Origin of the sequence: Streptomyces kronopolitis, from assembly GCF_014646275.1 — a bacterium.
Lineage (GTDB): Bacteria > Actinomycetota > Actinomycetes > Streptomycetales > Streptomycetaceae > Streptomyces > Streptomyces kronopolitis.
On sequence record NZ_BMND01000002.1, the window covers coordinates 37,479 to 53,793 of the forward strand.

At 74.4% G+C, this 16,315-nt stretch carries 13 protein-coding genes; 5 read left to right on the forward strand and 8 right to left on the reverse strand.

What is annotated here, in order from left to right; all coding sequences use genetic code 11:
• Positions 1 to 59 precede the first annotated feature (59 nt).
• On the forward strand, positions 60 to 1,229 hold the full coding sequence (locus tag IEY78_RS02050; protein WP_229699647.1) for a D-alanyl-D-alanine carboxypeptidase family protein: 1,170 nt from the start codon (positions 60 to 62) through the stop codon (positions 1,227 to 1,229).
• Between the two features lie 105 nt (positions 1,230 to 1,334).
• Here the strand turns inward: IEY78_RS02050 and IEY78_RS02055 are convergent, their stop codons facing one another.
• From IEY78_RS02055 to IEY78_RS02080, 6 genes are all read right to left on the reverse strand, one after another.
• The gene (locus tag IEY78_RS02055) at positions 1,335 to 1,922 is read right to left on the reverse strand and encodes a DUF309 domain-containing protein (protein ID WP_373294055.1); all 588 of its coding nucleotides are present in this window, start codon (positions 1,920 to 1,922) and stop codon (positions 1,335 to 1,337) included.
• A 212-nt stretch (positions 1,923 to 2,134) separates the two neighbouring features.
• Positions 2,135 to 2,467, reverse strand: coding sequence for a DUF427 domain-containing protein (locus IEY78_RS02060; protein ID WP_189095776.1), 333 nt, complete (start codon positions 2,465 to 2,467; stop codon positions 2,135 to 2,137).
• Positions 2,468 to 2,617: 150 nt separating this feature from the next.
• Positions 2,618 to 3,103 carry a thioesterase family protein gene (locus tag IEY78_RS02065; RefSeq protein ID WP_189095777.1) on the reverse strand — a complete coding sequence of 162 codons (486 nt, stop codon included), beginning with the start codon at positions 3,101 to 3,103 and terminating at the stop codon, positions 2,618 to 2,620.
• Complete coding sequence (locus IEY78_RS02070) at positions 3,100 to 4,071, reverse strand: 3-hydroxyacyl-CoA dehydrogenase NAD-binding domain-containing protein (protein WP_189095778.1); 972 nt, start codon at positions 4,069 to 4,071, stop codon at positions 3,100 to 3,102. Before IEY78_RS02070 ends, IEY78_RS02065 begins: the two co-directional genes overlap by 4 nt.
• Before the next feature lie 48 nt (positions 4,072 to 4,119).
• Positions 4,120 to 5,007, reverse strand: a complete 888-nt coding sequence (locus IEY78_RS02075; protein ID WP_285508935.1) for a beta-keto acid cleavage family enzyme — start codon at positions 5,005 to 5,007, stop codon at positions 4,120 to 4,122.
• 50 nt (positions 5,008 to 5,057) lie between these two features.
• Complete coding sequence (locus IEY78_RS02080) at positions 5,058 to 5,921, reverse strand: TetR/AcrR family transcriptional regulator (protein WP_189095779.1); 864 nt, start codon at positions 5,919 to 5,921, stop codon at positions 5,058 to 5,060.
• A gap of 206 nt (positions 5,922 to 6,127) precedes the next feature.
• Here IEY78_RS02080 and IEY78_RS02085 point away from each other — a divergent pair, with 206 nt between their 5' ends.
• From IEY78_RS02085 to IEY78_RS02095, 3 genes are all read left to right on the forward strand, one after another.
• Complete coding sequence (locus tag IEY78_RS02085; RefSeq protein WP_189095780.1) at positions 6,128 to 8,191, forward strand: SpoIIE family protein phosphatase; 2,064 nt, start codon at positions 6,128 to 6,130, stop codon at positions 8,189 to 8,191.
• Between the two features lie 82 nt (positions 8,192 to 8,273).
• Positions 8,274 to 9,674, forward strand: a complete 1,401-nt coding sequence (locus tag IEY78_RS02090) for a type I glutamate--ammonia ligase (protein WP_189095781.1) — start codon at positions 8,274 to 8,276, stop codon at positions 9,672 to 9,674.
• A gap of 127 nt (positions 9,675 to 9,801) precedes the next feature.
• Positions 9,802 to 11,142 carry an MFS transporter gene (locus IEY78_RS02095; protein WP_229699648.1) on the forward strand — a complete coding sequence of 447 codons (1,341 nt, stop codon included), beginning with the start codon at positions 9,802 to 9,804 and terminating at the stop codon, positions 11,140 to 11,142.
• A gap of 91 nt (positions 11,143 to 11,233) precedes the next feature.
• Here the strand turns inward: IEY78_RS02095 and IEY78_RS02100 are convergent, their stop codons facing one another.
• Positions 11,234 to 12,007, reverse strand: a complete 774-nt coding sequence (locus tag IEY78_RS02100) for a L,D-transpeptidase family protein (RefSeq protein ID WP_229699649.1) — start codon at positions 12,005 to 12,007, stop codon at positions 11,234 to 11,236.
• Positions 12,008 to 12,485: 478 nt separating this feature from the next.
• Between IEY78_RS02100 and IEY78_RS02105 the strand changes: the two genes are divergently transcribed.
• Positions 12,486 to 13,883: an NADP-dependent succinic semialdehyde dehydrogenase gene (locus IEY78_RS02105; RefSeq protein ID WP_189095783.1), complete on the forward strand. Its 1,398-nt coding sequence runs from the start codon at positions 12,486 to 12,488 to the stop codon at positions 13,881 to 13,883.
• A gap of 200 nt (positions 13,884 to 14,083) precedes the next feature.
• Here the strand turns inward: IEY78_RS02105 and IEY78_RS02110 are convergent, their stop codons facing one another.
• The gene (locus tag IEY78_RS02110; RefSeq protein WP_189095784.1) at positions 14,084 to 16,219 is read right to left on the reverse strand and encodes a SpoIIE family protein phosphatase; all 2,136 of its coding nucleotides are present in this window, start codon (positions 16,217 to 16,219) and stop codon (positions 14,084 to 14,086) included.
• Positions 16,220 to 16,315: the final 96 nt, after the last annotated feature.

Below are 16,315 nucleotides of genomic sequence, written 5' to 3' on the forward strand. Positions count from 1 at the left end.
CGTGGTCCGTCTGGCTCAACTGTGCTGCGCGTGTCCGCTCCACTCCATAGCGTGACGCCATGGCACTTCACTCGCGGATGTCCAAGAAGGCGGCGTCGACGGTACTTCTCGCCGCCGCCGGGGTCTCACTGGCGTGCATACCGGCCGCGGCGGACGGGGCGACGACCCGTCAGTCCGGTGCGCGCGATGCCGGGGTGCGGGCCGTCACCGCCCCCGGCATACCGGCGCTGCCCGACGGGCTGTCCGCACTCTCGTGGATGGTGGCCGACGCGGACACCGGCAATGTGCTGGCCACCAAGAGCCCGCACCGGAAGCTGGCCCCGGCCAGCACCCTCAAGACGCTGTTCGCGGTCACCGTCCTGCCCAAGTTCCCCTCCGGCACCGTGCGCCAGGTCAGCTCGTCGGACCTCGCGGGCGTCGGGGCGGGCAGCAGCGTCGTCGGCGTCCGGCAGGGCCGCAGCTACACCGTCGCCGATCTGTGGCGCGGGGTCTTCCTGCGTTCCGGCAACGATGCGGTGCATGTGCTGGCGTCGATGAACGGCGGCTGGCGGACCACCGCGCGGGAGATGCAGCAGACCGCCCGCAGGCTCGGCGGGCGCGACACCACCGTCAAGTCCCCGGACGGGTATGACGCGCCCGGCCAGGTGTCCTCGGCGTACGACCTGACGGTCTTCGCCCGTGCCGGGCTCGCCAACGCCGACTTCGCCCGCTACTGCTCGACCCCCAGCGCCCTGTTCCCCGGCGCCGGCGGTGCCACCCGGATCGAGAACACCAACCGCATGCTGGTGGGCTCGCACGGGCTGTCCCGCTACCCCGGCATCATCGGCGTGAAGAACGGCTACACCTCCCAGGCCGGCAACACCCTGATCGCCGCCGCCCGCCGCAACGGCCGCACCCTGCTGGTCACCGTGATGAACCCGCAGTCGAAGCAGGCCAACGGCGTCTACAAGGAGGCCGGTTCGCTGCTCGACTGGGGCTTCGGCGCCGAGGGCAAGGCCGAGCCGGTGGGCACCCTGCACGCCGTGAACGCCTCCTACGACGGCGGGGCCCGGCCGGGTCCGGTGGCGGCGGATGTCACCGGGGCCGAGGTCCGCGGTGGTGCGGCCTGGCGCTCGGCCCTGGTCCTGGGGGCCGGCGGCGCGGGTGTCGGGGCGATCGGGCTGGGCGCCCTGCTGACCGGCCGGCGCCAGGCGCGCGGCCGCGGTGGCGAGCGGCGCGGCACGGCGTAGGACCGTACCGCTGGCGGCCGGTGCGGGCCTATGGACGGTGCGCACCGGAGGTCTCGCCGTACGACCAAAAGAAGGGGCTCCGCATGTCCTCGCGGAGCCCCTTCCTCATGCGTCGGCGGTCCGGAGCCGGGGTGCGGTCTCCGCGGCCGATACGGCCCCGGAGCCGGCCAGACATCCGGTCAGCTCCCGGGACCAGGCGAGCAGCCCCGCGATGTCGATCCCGTGGGGGGCCGCCTCGGCATACGGCGCGAGGGCCGAGGCCCCCCGGTCGAGCAGCGCTTTGCCGCCCACGGCGTTGCCGCGTGCCGCATGGGTGAGTCCCACCGCGAGCTGGGCGAGTCCGCGCCACAGCTCGCGCTCCGCTTCCGGCGCCGCCTTCCAGGCGTCCTCCAGCACCTCGTGGGCGTGGAACGGCATCCCGTCGTCGAGCAGCCGCTGGGCTTCCGCCAGCGACTGCGCGGGCGTGCGGGACACCCCCTCGGGCTGGCGTGCCACCCCGGGGGAGCCGTAGGGGAGCGGGCGGCCGAGTCCGTCGCGGGGGCGGGCGCTGCGGGCCCGGCCCTCCTCGTCGCGGTCCCGGCGGAGCGCGGTGGGCTGCTCGGGGGTGACGGCGGCGGGCGTGTCGCCGCCCGTAGTGTCCGAGCCGTCCGCACTGTCCGGGCCGCCCGCACCGTCGTCCGCGCCGTCCGCCACCCCCGCGCCGCAGTACGCGCAGGCCTCGCCGCCGGGCCGTTCGCGGATCCGGCCGCAGGCCTCGCACACCTGGTCCAGCCAGCAGGCCGGGTCGCCGCCCTGCTCGCCGGGCCAGGGGGGGCCGGGCGTCCGGGGCGGGGGCGGGTTCGGGGTGTCGGGGGTCTTGTCCGCGGGGTTCACCCTTCGATTGTGCGGGGTGGGGCCGGCCGGCGTCAGTCCCGCTCGACCTCGTAGAAGCAGAAGTGATCCTTGATCGGGGCGACCTGGTCGTGCGGCTCGGGGTAGGCCCAGGTGACGTCCTCCGGGCCGCCGGGCAGCGACCAGTAGGAGGCCGTGCCCTTGAACGGGCACACCGTGTGCGTGTCGGAGGGGACCAGCAGCTCGGTCCGTACATCCTCGGGCGGGAAGTAGTAGCGCACCGGGTAGCCGGTCTCCGCGAGCAGGAGGGGGCGGCTGCTCTCGGCGATCAGCTTGCCGTCGATCTCGACGCGGACGTGCTCGGTGCCCTGCGTGACGTCGATGTGGTGGCCTTGCGTCGTGCTCATGGTCGGGTCTCCTTGCCGGGTCCGTGGGGTGTCGCCCGCCTCCCAGGATGGCACCGGGGTAGGACAACGGCGCTCCCGCGCGGCATCCGGCGGCGGGAAACGGGCGAGGGGCGGCCGTGGCTGGCAGCCCCCGCCCGTATCCCGTGTGCCTCACACCTCGCGGATGCCGTGCCCCGCCCAAGGTGGTGCGGGCGCGACCAGGCCGGCGAGGAAGGCGCGGGTGGCCTCCGGCAGGGGCACCGAGCGGCCCGCGGCCCGGTCGACGTGCAGGGTGAACTGCTCCCCGGTGGCCACCGGTTCACCCGTCGGCTCACCGGCGAACATCTCGTGGAGGAAGCGGAGCTTCTTGCCGTCGACCCCCAACACCGTGGTCCGGACGGTGAGTTCGGTGCCGCGGGCCACCTCCCGGAGATAGCGGACATGGGTCTCGACCGTGTAGAGGGAGCAGCCGGAGCGCTCGCGGTAGGACGGGCCGAGGCCGGCGGCCGCCATCAGGGCGTCGGTCGCGAAGCCGAAGACCAGGACGTAGTAGGCCTCGCTGAGGTGGCCGTTGTAGTCGATCCAGTCGTCCTGGACCGTGCGGCGGAAGAGCGGGAGGCCCTCCGGGGGAAGGTGCTCCGGCGGGTGGTTGCTCATCGGGCGGTGCCTCCCAGTCGGCCGGTGGCGCGGAGCACGTCTATGACGCCCTGGTCGCGCGCGGCGACCAGGTCCGCGTAGCTGCGGTCGCCCGCCGCCCGGTCGCAGCCCTCGACCATGGCGTCGCGCAGCGCGCGGTCCAGCTCGGGCGCCTCCAGCCGGGTCCACGGCGACTTCAGGGACGGGCCGAAGTGGTCGAGCATGTGCGCCATACCGCCCTCGCCGCCGGCCAGCGCGAAGGTCAGGCAGGGGCCCATGAACGCCCAGCGCAGTCCCGGCCCTTCGGTGATCGAGGCGTCGATGTCCTCGACCGTGGCCTCGCCGCTCGCGACCATGTGCAGCGCCTCGCGCCACAGTGCCTCCTGGAGGCGGTTGGCGATGAAGCCCGGCAGCTCGCGGTCCATGGTGAGGACGGACTTGCCGGCCGCCTTGTAGAAGCGGGACGCCCAGTCGACGGCGGCGCGGTCGGTCCGCTCGCCGCCGACGACCTCGACCAGCGGGATGAGGTACGGCGGATTGAAGGGGTGGCCGACGACCAGGCGGCCGGGGTCGCCGGCCGAGGTCTGCATGTCGGTCATCGGGTAGCCGGAGGTCGAGGAGGCGATGACCACGCCCGGCCGGGTCGCGGCGGTCAGCTCGGCGAGCAGCGAGCGCTTCAGCTCCAGCTTCTCGGGGGCGCTCTCCTGGACGAAGTCCGCGTCGGCGACCGCCTCGGCGAGTGAGCCCGCCACGGTCAGCCGCTCCGGCGCCGCCCCCTCGGCCGTGCCCATCTGTTCCAGTGCGGGCCAGGCGGCGGCGACCAGGCGGCGGAGCTTCTCCTCGGCGTCGGGGGCCGGGTCCCAGGCGGTGACGTCGTAGCCGCGGGCGAGGAAGTGGGCGGCCCAGCCGCCACCGATCACTCCGGCGCCGATACAGGCGACACGGCGTACGTCCTCGGGGGCGCAAGGGGCGGGGGTGGTCTCGGACATGGCGGGCGGCTCCAGGTGGGGAGGTAGGGGCGGGAGGGGCGTACGGGGTCAGCCGCGCGGCTTCAGTCCCAGGCGGGCGCGGGCCTGGTCGGGGGTGGCGACCGTGGCGCCGAGCAGCTCGGTGAGCTGCACGGCACGTTCGACCAGCTGCCCGTTGGTGGCCTTGACGCCCTTGCTGAGGTAGAGGTTGTCCTCCAGGCCGACCCGGACATTGCCGCCGAGGAGGATCGACTGGGCGGCCCACGGCAGCTGCATCCGGCCGAGCGCGAAACTCGCCCACTGGGCGCCCTCGGGCAGCATGTGCACCATGGACTGGAGCACTCCGGGGTCGGCCGGGGCGCCCCACGGGATACCCATGCACAGCTGGAAGACCGTCGGATCGTCCAGCAGCCCCTCGGCCAGCAGCTGCTTGGCGAACCACAGCTGACCGGTGTCGAAGATCTCCAACTCGGGCCGTACGCCCAGCTCCTGGATGCGCCGGGCGCCGGCCCGCAGCATGTCGGGCGTGGAGACGTAGAGGCTGGAGCCGTCCCCGAAGTTGAGGGATCCGCAGTCCAGGGTGCAGATGTCGGGCAGCAGTTCCTCGACGTGCGGCAGCCGCTCCAGGCCGCTCACCAGGTCCGTGCCGGGCAGCTGCCGCAGCGGCCGCTCCGGGTCGATCACCAGGTCGCCGCCCATGCCGGCGGTGAGGTTGATGACGACATCGGTGCCGGACTCCTTGATCCGCTCGACCACCTCCGCGTACAGCCGCGGATCGCGGGACGGGTCGCCGGTCTCGGGGTCGCGGACGTGGATGTGCACGACGGCGGCGCCCGCGGACGCCGCCTCCACGGCCGAGGCGGCGATCTGCTCGGGCGTCACCGGGACGTGCGGGGAGCGGCGGACGGTGTCACCGGCGCCGGTGAGCGCACAGGTGATGATGACCTCGTTGTTCACGGGGATCCCTTCGGTGGGGTGGGGTGCCTCGGGGGCGCGGGGCGGGGGCGTCAGTCGGCGGGGGTGAGTTCGCTCGTCACGAAGGCCAGCAGGGCCGTGTGCATGGTGTCGGGACCGGTGCTGTCCGGCGCGGTGGCCAGCACCTGCGTGGCCAGGCCGTCGATCAGCGCGGTCAGCCGCAGTGCGGTGAACTCCGGATCGACGGCGCGGAAGACGCCCTGGTCGACGCCGCGCCGGACGACCTCGGCGACCGTGGTGCGCCACTGCCGGTAGTAGTGCTCGTGGAGCCGGCCGACGGCGGTGGAGCGGGCGGCCTGGGCCCACAGATCCAGCCAGACCAGCCACTGGCGGCGCTGCTGCGCGGTGCGCGGGGTCTGCAGCGCGATCAGATGCAGCAGCTCGGCGTGCGCGTCGGGGGCCTCGGCCAGTCCGGCGGCGCGGCGTTCGGTGTCCTCGTCCATGCACCAGCGCACCGCGGCCTCCAGCAGCTCGTCGCGGCCGGGGAAGTGGTAGTGGACGGCGGCGGTGCTGGTGCCGCAGGCGGCCGCGATATCGGCGACCCGTACGGCGTGGAAGCCGTGTTCGGCGATCAGCCGGACGGTCTCCCGCACGATCTGCAGCGGCCGGCCGCCCTCGGGGACGGCCGCCGGCGCGCGGTCGGCCGCCGGTGCGGGCCGGGCCGGGGCGCCGAGCAGCCAGCCGGTGTCGACCGCGCCGATATCGGCGATCCGCACGATCTCGGCGAGTGTGAAGCGGCGGGTGCCGCCCAGCGACCGGGACAGCTTCGAGGGGTCCATCACGATCCGGCGGGCGAATTCGCGGTGGCTGCAGCCGAGCCGGCCGATCACCTGGCGGACACGGTCGGTGACATCGCCGCTGTCGTCGGTGACCCGGTCTCCGGGGGTGTCGTCCATGGTCCGGGACCGTAACAGCGCGTTGAGATCATCGCAATGGTGTGGGGCAGGGGCTAGGGGCTTCATCAGCTTGTTCCGGCGGATGCCGGGCGAGTGATGCGGAGGTGGCTGATGCATGAGTCAGTTCGGCGGGAGGGTGTGCCGGACGGCTTCGCGCCGATATCCTGGATACGTCGCAATCCGGGTGAATGTGGCAAAGTGACGTCATGGCTGACCGGGGAGCGAAACGGCCCACCGTGTCGGTGCCGGACGACTGGCCCGCCCACCCGGACCTGACCCTGGCCCTCAACGGGATGGGCGGCTTCGACTGGGACCTCGACAGCGGGCTGATGCACCTGGACGCGCCCGCCCTCGAGGTGTTCGACATGCTCCCGGGGGACTACGACGACCGCCCCGAGAGCCTGCGGTGCCACCTCCCGCCCCATGAGGCCGCCCGGCTCGACGCACTGGTCGCCCGCGCCCTCAAGGACGGCAGCGACTCCTACGGCGCCTACTTCCGGGTGCGGCTGCGCGACGGCGAACTGCGCTGGACTCACAGCCAGGGCAGCATCCGCCGGGACGGCGGCGGCCGGCCCCGCCGCATCATCGGCGTGGTCCGCGACGCCAGCCACGAGTACACCCACGCGGCGGAGCGGGTCGCCGGCGACGAGGAGCGCCGCCGGCACACCAGCGTCGTCGAGCGCACCACCGCCGCCCTGGCGCACGCCCGGACGGTCGGCGAGGTGATCGCCGTGCTCGCCGACGAGCAGGGGCTGAGCCGGCTGGGCGCGGAGAACGTGATCCTCGGCCTCGTCGAGGCGGGCCGCATCCGGCTGATCTCCGAGGGCAAGGCGGGCAGCTTCGTGCCGGACCTGGAGTACACGCGGGTGGGCGACGAATTCCCGATGAGCGAGGTGGTCCGCACCCTCACCCCGCGGTATGTGTCCAGCCGCGCGGAGTTCCGGCACGGCTGGCCGCGGCTGTGGCCGGCCATCGAGCCGCTGAACGTCAACTCCGCCGCCTATCTGCCGCTGATCGCCCAGGGCCGCCCGATCGGCGTGATCGGCCTGTTCTTCGAGCGCGAGAGCGACTTCCGCGACCAGGAGCGCAGCGTCCTGCTGGCACTGGGCAGCAGCATCGCGCAGAGCCTGGCCCGCGCCATGCTCTACGACCAGGAGCACGATCTCGCCGCGGGCCTCCAGCAGGCGATGCTGCCCCGGCGGATCCCCGGCGTCCCGCACGCGCAGATCGCCGTGCGCTACCGCTCCGCCCGCATGGGCCGGGACATCGGCGGCGACTGGTACGACGTCATCCCGCTGCCCGACGGCCGGGTCGCCGCCGTCATCGGCGACGTCCAGGGCCACGACACCCATGCCGCGGCGCTGATGGGCCAGCTGCGGATCGTGCTGCGCGCCTACGCCGCCGAGGGGCACGCCCCGGCCACCGTCGTGGCGCGGGCCTCCGCCTTCCTCCACGAGCTGGACACCGACCGCTTCGCGACCTGCACCTATGTCGACGCGGACCTGAGCACCGGCGCGGCCCGGATCGTCCGGGCCGGCCATATCGACCCGCTGCTGCGGCACGCCGAGGGCATCTGCCGCAGACTGCCGGTGGCCGGCGGGCTGCCGCTCGGCATCGCCTCCGAGTTCCGCCGGCTCGACTACCCCGTCACCACCGTGCAGCTCGCCCCCGGCGACACCCTGCTGCTGTGCACCGACGGCATCGTCGAGCAGCCCGGCACCGATCTCGACGTCGGGATGCGGCACTTGGCCCGCGAGGTCCGCGACGGCCCCCAGGACGTCCAGCAACTCGCCGACCGGCTCTGCGAGTCGGCGGACGTGCGGACCGGCGAGGACGACATGGCGCTGCTGCTGCTGCGCCGCCTCGGCGTCCCGGAGCACGACACCGTCGGACGGTTCCGCCAGCACATCGCCCCCGCCGACCCCGACGGGCTGTCGGCCGCACGGCACATGATCCGGGCCGCGGTGCGCGCCTGGGGCGCCGCCGAGCGGGCCGAGGAGATCGAACTGGTCGCCGATGAGCTGATCACCAACGCGCTGCTGCACACCGACGGCGAGGCGGTCGTCAACATCCGTATGCCGCACAGCGTCGGGCGGCTGTTGCGGTTGGAGGTCGAGGACCACTCCAGCAGCCTGCCGCGCCGCCGCGAGCCGGGGGAGGCCGGGGTCTCGGGCCGCGGACTGCTCCTCGTCGACCGCCTGGCCGATGTGTGGGGTGTGGAACCGCGCGGCAGCGGAAAGTGCGTATGGTGCGAGTTCAACTGCTCCTGACCCGCGCGGTATCGGGCCGCGGCGGGCGGCAGTCGGCACAGCGGGCGCCGAGGGTTCGGCACGGTCGAGTGAGGACGGTTCTATGGCATCGCGGGCACCGGAACAGCGCGAGGAAGCCCGCCGGCTGGCGGCGCAACTGACCGCGGAAGGCGTGCTGAACACCGCGCTGACCTGGGTGGACAACGCGGGCATCGTCCGCGTCAAGACCGTTCCTGTGCAGCGGTTCGCGGCGGCGGCCCAGCGCGGCGTCGGGATGTCGCCGGTCTTCGACGTCTTCACCTCCTACGACGACATCACCGCCTCCGACCAGGTCGGCGGGCCCGACGGGGACCTGCGGCTCCTCCCCGACCTGGACCGCGTCGTCCCGCTCGCCGCCCAGCCCGGCTGGGCCTGGGCGCCGGTGGACCGCTACGACCAGCTCGGCCGCCCGCACCCCGCCTGCCAGCGGCAGTTCGCCCGGCGGATGGTGGACCGGGCCGCCGCGGCCGGCCTGCAACTGCGGATGGGCTTCGAGACGGAGTGGATCGTCACCCGCGCCCCGGCGGGGCACGGCCCGGCCGCCGCCGGCGCGGACGAGGCGCTCGATTTCCCCTGCGCGGGCCCCGCCTACGGCATGACGCGGGTCGTCGAACTCTCCGACTACCTCCGGGACGTCACCGAGGCGCTCGGCGTCCAGGGGCTCGACGTCCTCCAGCTCCACCCCGAGTACGCCCCGGGCCAGTTCGAGGTCACCACCGCCCCCGCCGACCCGGTCCGCGCCGCCGACGACGTGGTGCTGGTCCGCGAGACCGTCCGCGCCGTCTCCGCCCGGCACGGGCTGCGCGCCTCCTTCGCCCCGTCGTTCGTCGCCGGCCAGGTCGGCAACGGCTGCCACCTCCACCTCGGCCTCTACCGCGACGGCGCCAGCCTGCACCGCGCCCCCGGCGCCGAATGGGGGCTGGCGCCCGATGCGGTGGCCTTCCTCGGCGGCCTCGTCGCCGCCCTGCCCGCCCTGCTCGCCATCGGCTGCCCCTCACCCGCCAGCTATCTGCGGCTCCAACCCTCCCACTGGGCCGGCGTCTACCAGTGCTGGGGGGTGGAGAACCGGGAGGCGGCGCTGCGGCTGATCACCGGCGCCCCCGACGACCCGGACGGCGGCCACGCCGAGCTGAAGACCTTCGACGCCGCCGCCAACCCGTACCTCGCCGTCGGCGCGGTCATCGCCGCCGGGCTGCACGGCATCGAGTCGGCGGCGCGGCTGCCCGCCCCGCAGACCGGCGACCCGGGCGTGCTCGGCGTCCGCGAACGGGCCCGGCGCGGCATCGTCCGGCTGCCCGCCACCCTCACCGAGGCCGCCGACCAGCTGGAGAAGTCGGCCCCGCTGCACGAGGCGATGGGGGAGATGCTGCACGGCGCGGTCCTGGCCGTGCGGCGCGCGGAGGAGGCCCACTTCGCCGACAGCGAGCCCGAGGAGATCGCCGCGGCCACCCGCTGGCGCTGGTGAGGCCCGCGGGGCGCGCGGCGTCCGGCGCGTGCGCGTAGTGGGCCCGGAACCGGACGGCCGGCGTCCGCGCGGCCATCGGTGAACCGGCCGGCTGCCGCCGTGGGAGGCGGCGGGATGTAAGGGGCGAATGCGGTGGGCGGCTGTTCCCGTCCTGTCGCCCCTTCCGTCCCGGCGGCATGCTTTACTGCGCTGCGTGGCCCCTACAACGACTGCCGAAAAAGGCGAAATACCCCTGCGTTCCCGGATATTCGCCGATCTGACCCCGCTGCGCACCTCGCCGGACTACCGCCGCCTGTGGTGCGGCAACACCATCTCCTGGATGGGCCAGCAGATGACCGCCCTCGCGGTCTCCCTCCAGGTCTACGCGCTCACCCACTCCACCTTCTCGGTCGGTCTGGTGGGCCTGTGCGCGCTGGTCCCGCTGGTGGTCTTCGGGCTGTACGGCGGGGCCATCGCGGACACCGTCGACCGCCGCACGCTGGGCCTGTACAGCGCCATGGGCGCCACCGCGATGTCCGTCACGCTGGCCGTCGCCGCGATGGCCGGATTCCACCGGGTCTGGCTGCTCTACTCCGTCGTCGCCGTCCAGGCCGTCTGCTTCGCGATGAACTCGCCGGCCCGCTCCTCGATGATCCCGCGGCTGCTGCCCGCCGAGCAGCTGCCGGCCGCCAACGCCCTCAACTCCCTGACCAGCAACCTCGGTCTGATGGGCGGGCCGATGCTGGGCGGCGTCATCGTCGGCCTGTGGGGCTACCAGACCGCGTACCTGATCGACGTGGTGGCCTTCGGCGGCTCGCTGTACGCGATGTGGCGGCTGCCGTCCATGCGGCCCGACCAGGGGGAGGGGCCGCGGCGCCGGGCCTCCGTCCTGGACGGGCTGCGGTTTCTCGCCACCCGGCCGAATCTGCGGATGACGTTCTTCTCCGACCTGGCGGCGATGGTGCTGGCCCAGCCGCGGGCGCTGTTTCCGGCGGTCGCGGTGCTCTGGTTCGCCGGGGATGCCAAGACGGTCGGCCTGCTGGTCGCCGCGCCCGCGGTGGGCGCCGTACTGGGCGGGCTGTTCTCCGGCTGGCTCGGCGGGATCCGCCGGCACGGACTGGCGATCCTGGTGGCGGTGGCCGCCTGGGGCGCGGCCGTGGCCTGCTTCGGGCTGTCCCGCCACCTCTGGCTCGGTCTGTTCTTCCTGGCGGTGGCCGGCTGCGCGGACACCGTCTCGATGGTGTTCCGCAGCACCATGCTCCAGGCCGCGACGCCGGACGCGATGCGCGGCCGGCTCCAGGGCGTCTTCATCGTGGTGGTCGCGGGCGGGCCGCGGCTGGGCGACTTCCTGGCCGGGTCGGCGGCCGATCTCACCTCCCCGGCCACCGCGGTGATCGGCGGCGGTCTGGCCTGCGTGCTGGTGGTGACCGCCCTGGGCCTGGCCCGCCGCGACTTCGCCCGCTACGACGCCCGCGACCCGCAGCCGTGAGGAGCGGGCCCGCCGCGGCGACTCGTGCGCAGGGGCGCCCGGGCACTCACGGCGCGACTCCGCTCTCCCCGTGCCTCCCGGGCGGGCGGCGTCAGTAGCGGGTGAGGGCGGTCGGTCCGTGCGCCGTGCCGATGGCGAGGTGCGGATGCCGGGACGGCCGCACCCAGGACAGGATCCGCGCCATCGCCCCGGCCGGTACGGACACACAGCCGGCCGTGGCGCCCTTCCCCTGGACGTGGAGGAAGATCCCGGCGCCGCGGCCGTGCACCGGACGGTGGTAGTTGAAGCCGGTGACCAGGGCCTGGTCGTACTGCGTGGGATAGTCCGCCAGGCGTTCGGACTCGGCGGCCGCGCAGTCCGCCGGCAGGGGTGCCACCCAGCGGTTGTAGGAGGCCGAGGCGTTGTCCTCGCACCACCAGGAGTCCGCGCCGACCCGGCGGTAGGGGACGGTGGTGCCGGGCGGCGCGGGCGCGAGGCCGAACGCGAACGGCAGGTCATACAGCCCGGTCGGGGTGGTCGAGGTGCCCTGCACCCGGGTGCGGCCCTCGGTCAGCCCGCCGGCCCCGAACCGCGCCGGCGCCCAACCGGCCCGCCGCCAGCGGCCGTTGCGCCGCTCCCACCACGCCACCGTCCCGGTGGTGTCGCGCGGGGTGCGCGCCCGGGCGGTGATCAGCTGCCCGCCGCCCCCGGTGTCGGCCATCCGGGCGGGCAGCGGGAGGGCGGGGTCCGCGGGGCGGGCGGCCGCCGGGGCGGGCACGCAGAGCGCGAGGAGCAGCGCGGCCACCGGCAGCGCCGCGGTCCGGACCGCGCCGGCCGTGGTCCCGGCCGCGGAAGGGGGCGTCGTCCTGGTACGCGTCATGGGCATGACCGCACGGTAGAGCGCGGCGGGCTCCCCGGGCGCCGCCCGATCAGGTCACATGCGCCGCCCTCCGCCCCCGCGCACTCCGTCCGCCGCAATCCGTCGTGCGCCGGGGCCATGGACGGGCCAAACTCGGGTACGGGGCCCATGTGCCACTAGACGTCTCATTCTGGAGGCCCATCGTGCAGCGGCAACCGCATCCGCGCGGCGAGCGCACGCTCGACCGCGATCCGCAGCCCACCCCGGATCCGGGAGGCCCGTCGCCGGACCCCGTCCCGGACCCGCTGCCCGGCCCGCCGAGCCCGCCCGGTCAGCCGGACCCCATCCCGCCGGAACCGTCCCCGATCCCACGGCCGCCCGGACCCGACCCCGACCCGGTCCCGGAGCCGTCCCCGGCCCCCTCGCCGCTCTCCTAGGAGCCGCCCGGACCGTCACCCCGTCGTCCGCGGGCGCGCGCGCCCGCCCCACCAAGGAGGTGCCGACCATGGCCATCGCCACGGTCAACCCGGCCACCGGCGAGACGCTGAAGACCTTCGACGCGCTCAACGCGGGCGAGATCGAAGACCATCTGGTCCGGGCGGACCAGGCCTTCCAGGAGCACCGCCGCACCAGCTTCGCGCACCGCAGGGCACTGCTCCACAAGGCCGCCGAGCTGCTCGACGGCGACCAGGACGACATCGCCCGCACGATGACCACGGAGATGGGCAAGCCGCTGGCCCAGGCGCGCGCGGAAGCCGCGAAGTGCGCCAAGACCATGCGCTGGTACGCCGACCACGCCGAGGAACTGCTCGCCGACGAGCACCCCGACCCCGCCGACGTCCGCGACTCCGGCGCCGCCCGCGCCGTGGTGCGCTACCGCCCCCTGGGCACCGTCCTCGCGGTGATGCCGTGGAACTTCCCGCTGTGGCAGGTCGTCCGGTTCGCCGCACCCGCCCTGATGGCCGGCAACACCGGACTGCTCAAGCACGCCTCGAACGTCCCGCAGACCGCGCTGTACCTGGAGGAGCTGTTCCGCCGCGCCGGCTACCCCGAGGGCTGCTTCCAGACCCTGCTGATCGGCTCCGGCGCCGTCGAGGACATCCTGCGCGACCCGCGGATCGCCGCCGCCACGCTGACCGGCAGCGAGCCGGCCGGCCGCGCGGTCGCCTCGGTCGCCGGTGACGAGGTCAAGAAGACCGTCCTCGAACTCGGTGGCAGCGACCCGTTCATCGTCCTGCCCTCCGCCGACCTCGACAAGGCGGCCCGGGTCGCGGTCACCGCGCGCGTCCAGAACAACGGCCAGTCGTGCATCGCCGCCAAGCGCTTCCTCGTGCACGACGACATCTACGACGCCTTCGCCCGGCGCTTCACCGACCGGATGGCGGCGCTGACCGTCGGCGACCCGATGGACGAGGGGACCGATGTCGGGCCGCTCGCCAGCGAGCAGGGCCGCTCCGACCTGGAGGAACTCGTCGACGACGCGGTCCACAAGGGCGCCACGGCGCTGTGCGGCGGGCGGCGGCCGGCACAGCACCCGGCGGGCTGGTTCTACGAGCCGACGGTGCTCTCGGACATCACCCCCGGCATGCGCATCCACTACGAGGAGGCGTTCGGGCCGGTGGCCACGCTGTACCGAGTCGCCGACGTGGACGAGGCGGTGCGGATCGCCAACGACACGCCGTTCGGGCTCAGTTCCAACGCCTGGACCCGGGACCCCGACGAACAGGCCCGGCTGGCCCGCGATGTGCAGGCCGGCGGCGTCTTCTTCAACGGGATGACCGCCTCGCACCCGGGCCTGCCCTTCGGCGGCGCCAAGCGCTCCGGCTACGGGCGGGAGCTGTCCGGGCACGGCATCCGGGAGTTCTGCAACATGACGACGCTCTGGTACGGGCCGGAGGACTGAACGGCTCGTTCCGGCGCGGTTTTCGTCGCGGAGCTCAGGGTGTACGGTCCGGTCAGGCCGAGTCGGCCCACGGCCAGGTCGGTCGGCTCGGCCGCCCTCCCGCGCGCCGGTGCCGAGCCGCTCGGGCGGGCACCAAATGCCCTTTCCTGCAAGGCGCCTGACGGACCGTCAGTAGATGTGCGGAGTCCGTTTGGCGGACGTCACCGCGAGCCGTCCGGTACCGCGAACTCGCACCACAGCGCCTTGCCCGCACCGCGCGGCTCCGCGCCCCAGCGGTCCGCGAACGCCTCGACCAGCATCAGCCCCCGCCCTGAGGTGGCGGTCTCCCCGGGGCTGCGCCGCCGCGGCCACCGGCTGGAGCGGTCCTCGACCTCCAGCCGGATCCGCCGCGGGGTGCCGGGCAGCAGCTCCACGGAGACCAGGGCGCCGCTCTCGGTATGGGTCAGCGCATTGGCGATCAGCTCGGACGCGGCGACCTCGATGTGGTGCGCGACGGCGCCCGCCCGCCACTGGTCCAGAGTGCGGCGCAGCGCCGCGCGGACCTCCGCCGTGCCCGAGGGGTCGGCCTGGTGGACGTGCAGCCGCAGCCGGGGAGTGGTGGCCGGCCCGGGGCCGGGGAGCCGGTGCAGCAGCAGGAGCGCCATGTCGTCCTCCGAGCCGGGCGCGGCCCACAGCTGGTCCGAGAGCCGGTCGGCCAGCGCCTCCAGCTCCGTGGGGCCCTCGCGGACGGCCTCGGACAGCGCGTCGATGCCGGAGGAGATGTCGTGGCCGGGGCGCTCGACCAGCCCGTCGGTGCACAGCAGCAGCGTCGAGCCGGGCTCCAGGAACAGCTGGGTCTCCGGGAAGTGGTCGTGCCCGAAGGCGGTGGCCAGGCCCAGCGGCAGCCCGCCGCGGACCTCGGGCCAGTCGATGTGCCGGGAGCTGTTGCTGATCAGCGGGCCGAGATGGCCGGCCCGGGCCAGGTGCAGCGCGCCGGACTCCAGGTCGGCCTGGATGTAGGTGCAGGTGGCGAAGCGCTCGGTGTCCAGCTCGGACAGGAAGCGGGAGGCCCGCACCAGCACGGTCTCCGGCGTGTGCCCCTCGCTGGCGTAGGCCCGCAGCGCGATCCGCAGCTGGCCCATCACGGCGGCCGCGTGGGTGTCGTGGCCCTGGACGTCGCCGACCACCAGCCCGGTGCGGCCCTGCGGCAGCGCGATGACGTCGTACCAGTCGCCGCCGACGTCCCGCCCGACGCTCGCCGGGTGGTAGCGCACGGTGACCGCGCCGCCCGCCAGGGGCGGCAGCCGGCGCGGCAGCATCGTCGCCTGGAGCCCCGTCGCGAACTCCCGCTCCTGGTCGAAGAGGGTCGCCCGCTGCACCGACTGGGCGACCACACCGGCCAGCGCCAGCGCCAGGTTCTTGGCCTCCGGCGACTGCACCGCGGGCTCCGCGTTGAACAGCCCCAGCGCCCCGATGACGGTGTCCTGCGCCACCAGCGGCAGGTACGCCGAGCTGCCGGTCGGCAGCACCTCGGTGTACGGGCGCAGCCGGGGGAAGCGGGTGATCAGCTCGCTGCGGCTGCTGAGGAAGAGCGGCCGCCGCGAGCGCGCGGTGTCGGCCAGCGGCAGGGTGTCGTCCAGCGCCGAGGTCTTCATGTCCTCGGGCACCTCGCCCGCCAGGCCCGCGGCGGCGATCACCTCGAACCGGTCGTTCTCGACCAGCCCGAGCAGCAGCCCGTCCGCCCCGAACCGCCGGGCGCCGCCGCTGTCGGTGAGCACCCGGGTGACGTCCTTGACGGACAGCGCGCGGGCCAGCTCCGCGGTGGTCTGCTGCACCATCACGGTCTGCCGCTGCCGCTCCTGCTGGAGCGAGCGCAGCAGCGCGGAGTCCGCCAGCTCGCTGGTCGCCTCCCGGACGATGCCGATGATCCGGTACGGCGTCCCGTCCGCGTCGTGCAGGATCCGCCCCTGGGAGTGGGTCCAGCGCCGGGTCCCGTCGCGGCACTGGAGGCGGAAGTAGGACCCGTAGGAGGAGTGGCCGTCCCGCAGGGCCTGGGCGAGCGCCTCGTCCAGCCGCAGGGCCTCCTCCGGAGGCACCCGGGAGACCAGCGACATCGGCGCGCCGTCGTATTCGTCCGGGCGCAGATCGAAGACGTCCAAGGCGCCGGGGTCCAGGTTCATGAACCCCTCGTCCAGATCCCAGTCGAAGGTGCCCATCCGGTTGAGTGACAGCCGCTCGCGCAGGCCGATGGGCTCGCGGTCCGACACCCCGGGCGCGTCCTCGGTGACCGGACGCCAGTCCCGGTCGGCCCGGGGGTCGTAGTCCTCGCCGGGCGATTCCACGAACCGGCCGGTCATGGCGCGTCACGCCTCGCGGCCCGGTCATGGGCGGGGCCGATTTCCGCCCCTGCCGGGCGGGCGTGCAGCAGGGCGCGCGGCGCCGCGCCGAGCACG

Coding starts and splice junctions, on each gene's coding strand:
- IEY78_RS02050 (WP_229699647.1), top strand. CDS start 60: ATGGCACTTCACTCGCGGATGTCCAAGAAGGCGGCGTCGACGGTACTT.
- IEY78_RS02105 (WP_189095783.1), top strand. CDS start 12,486: ATGGCCATCGCCACGGTCAACCCGGCCACCGGCGAGACGCTGAAGACC.
- IEY78_RS02100 (WP_229699649.1), bottom strand. CDS start 12,007: ATGCCCATGACGCGTACCAGGACGACGCCCCCTTCCGCGGCCGGGACC.
- IEY78_RS02095 (WP_229699648.1), top strand. CDS start 9,802: ATGCGGTGGGCGGCTGTTCCCGTCCTGTCGCCCCTTCCGTCCCGGCGG.
- IEY78_RS02110 (WP_189095784.1), bottom strand. CDS start 16,219: ATGACCGGCCGGTTCGTGGAATCGCCCGGCGAGGACTACGACCCCCGG.
- IEY78_RS02070 (WP_189095778.1), bottom strand. CDS start 4,071: ATGTCCGAGACCACCCCCGCCCCTTGCGCCCCCGAGGACGTACGCCGT.
- IEY78_RS02085 (WP_189095780.1), top strand. CDS start 6,128: ATGGCTGACCGGGGAGCGAAACGGCCCACCGTGTCGGTGCCGGACGAC.
- IEY78_RS02060 (WP_189095776.1), bottom strand. CDS start 2,467: ATGAGCACGACGCAAGGCCACCACATCGACGTCACGCAGGGCACCGAG.
- IEY78_RS02080 (WP_189095779.1), bottom strand. CDS start 5,921: ATGGACGACACCCCCGGAGACCGGGTCACCGACGACAGCGGCGATGTC.
- IEY78_RS02090 (WP_189095781.1), top strand. CDS start 8,274: ATGGCATCGCGGGCACCGGAACAGCGCGAGGAAGCCCGCCGGCTGGCG.
- IEY78_RS02065 (WP_189095777.1), bottom strand. CDS start 3,103: ATGAGCAACCACCCGCCGGAGCACCTTCCCCCGGAGGGCCTCCCGCTC.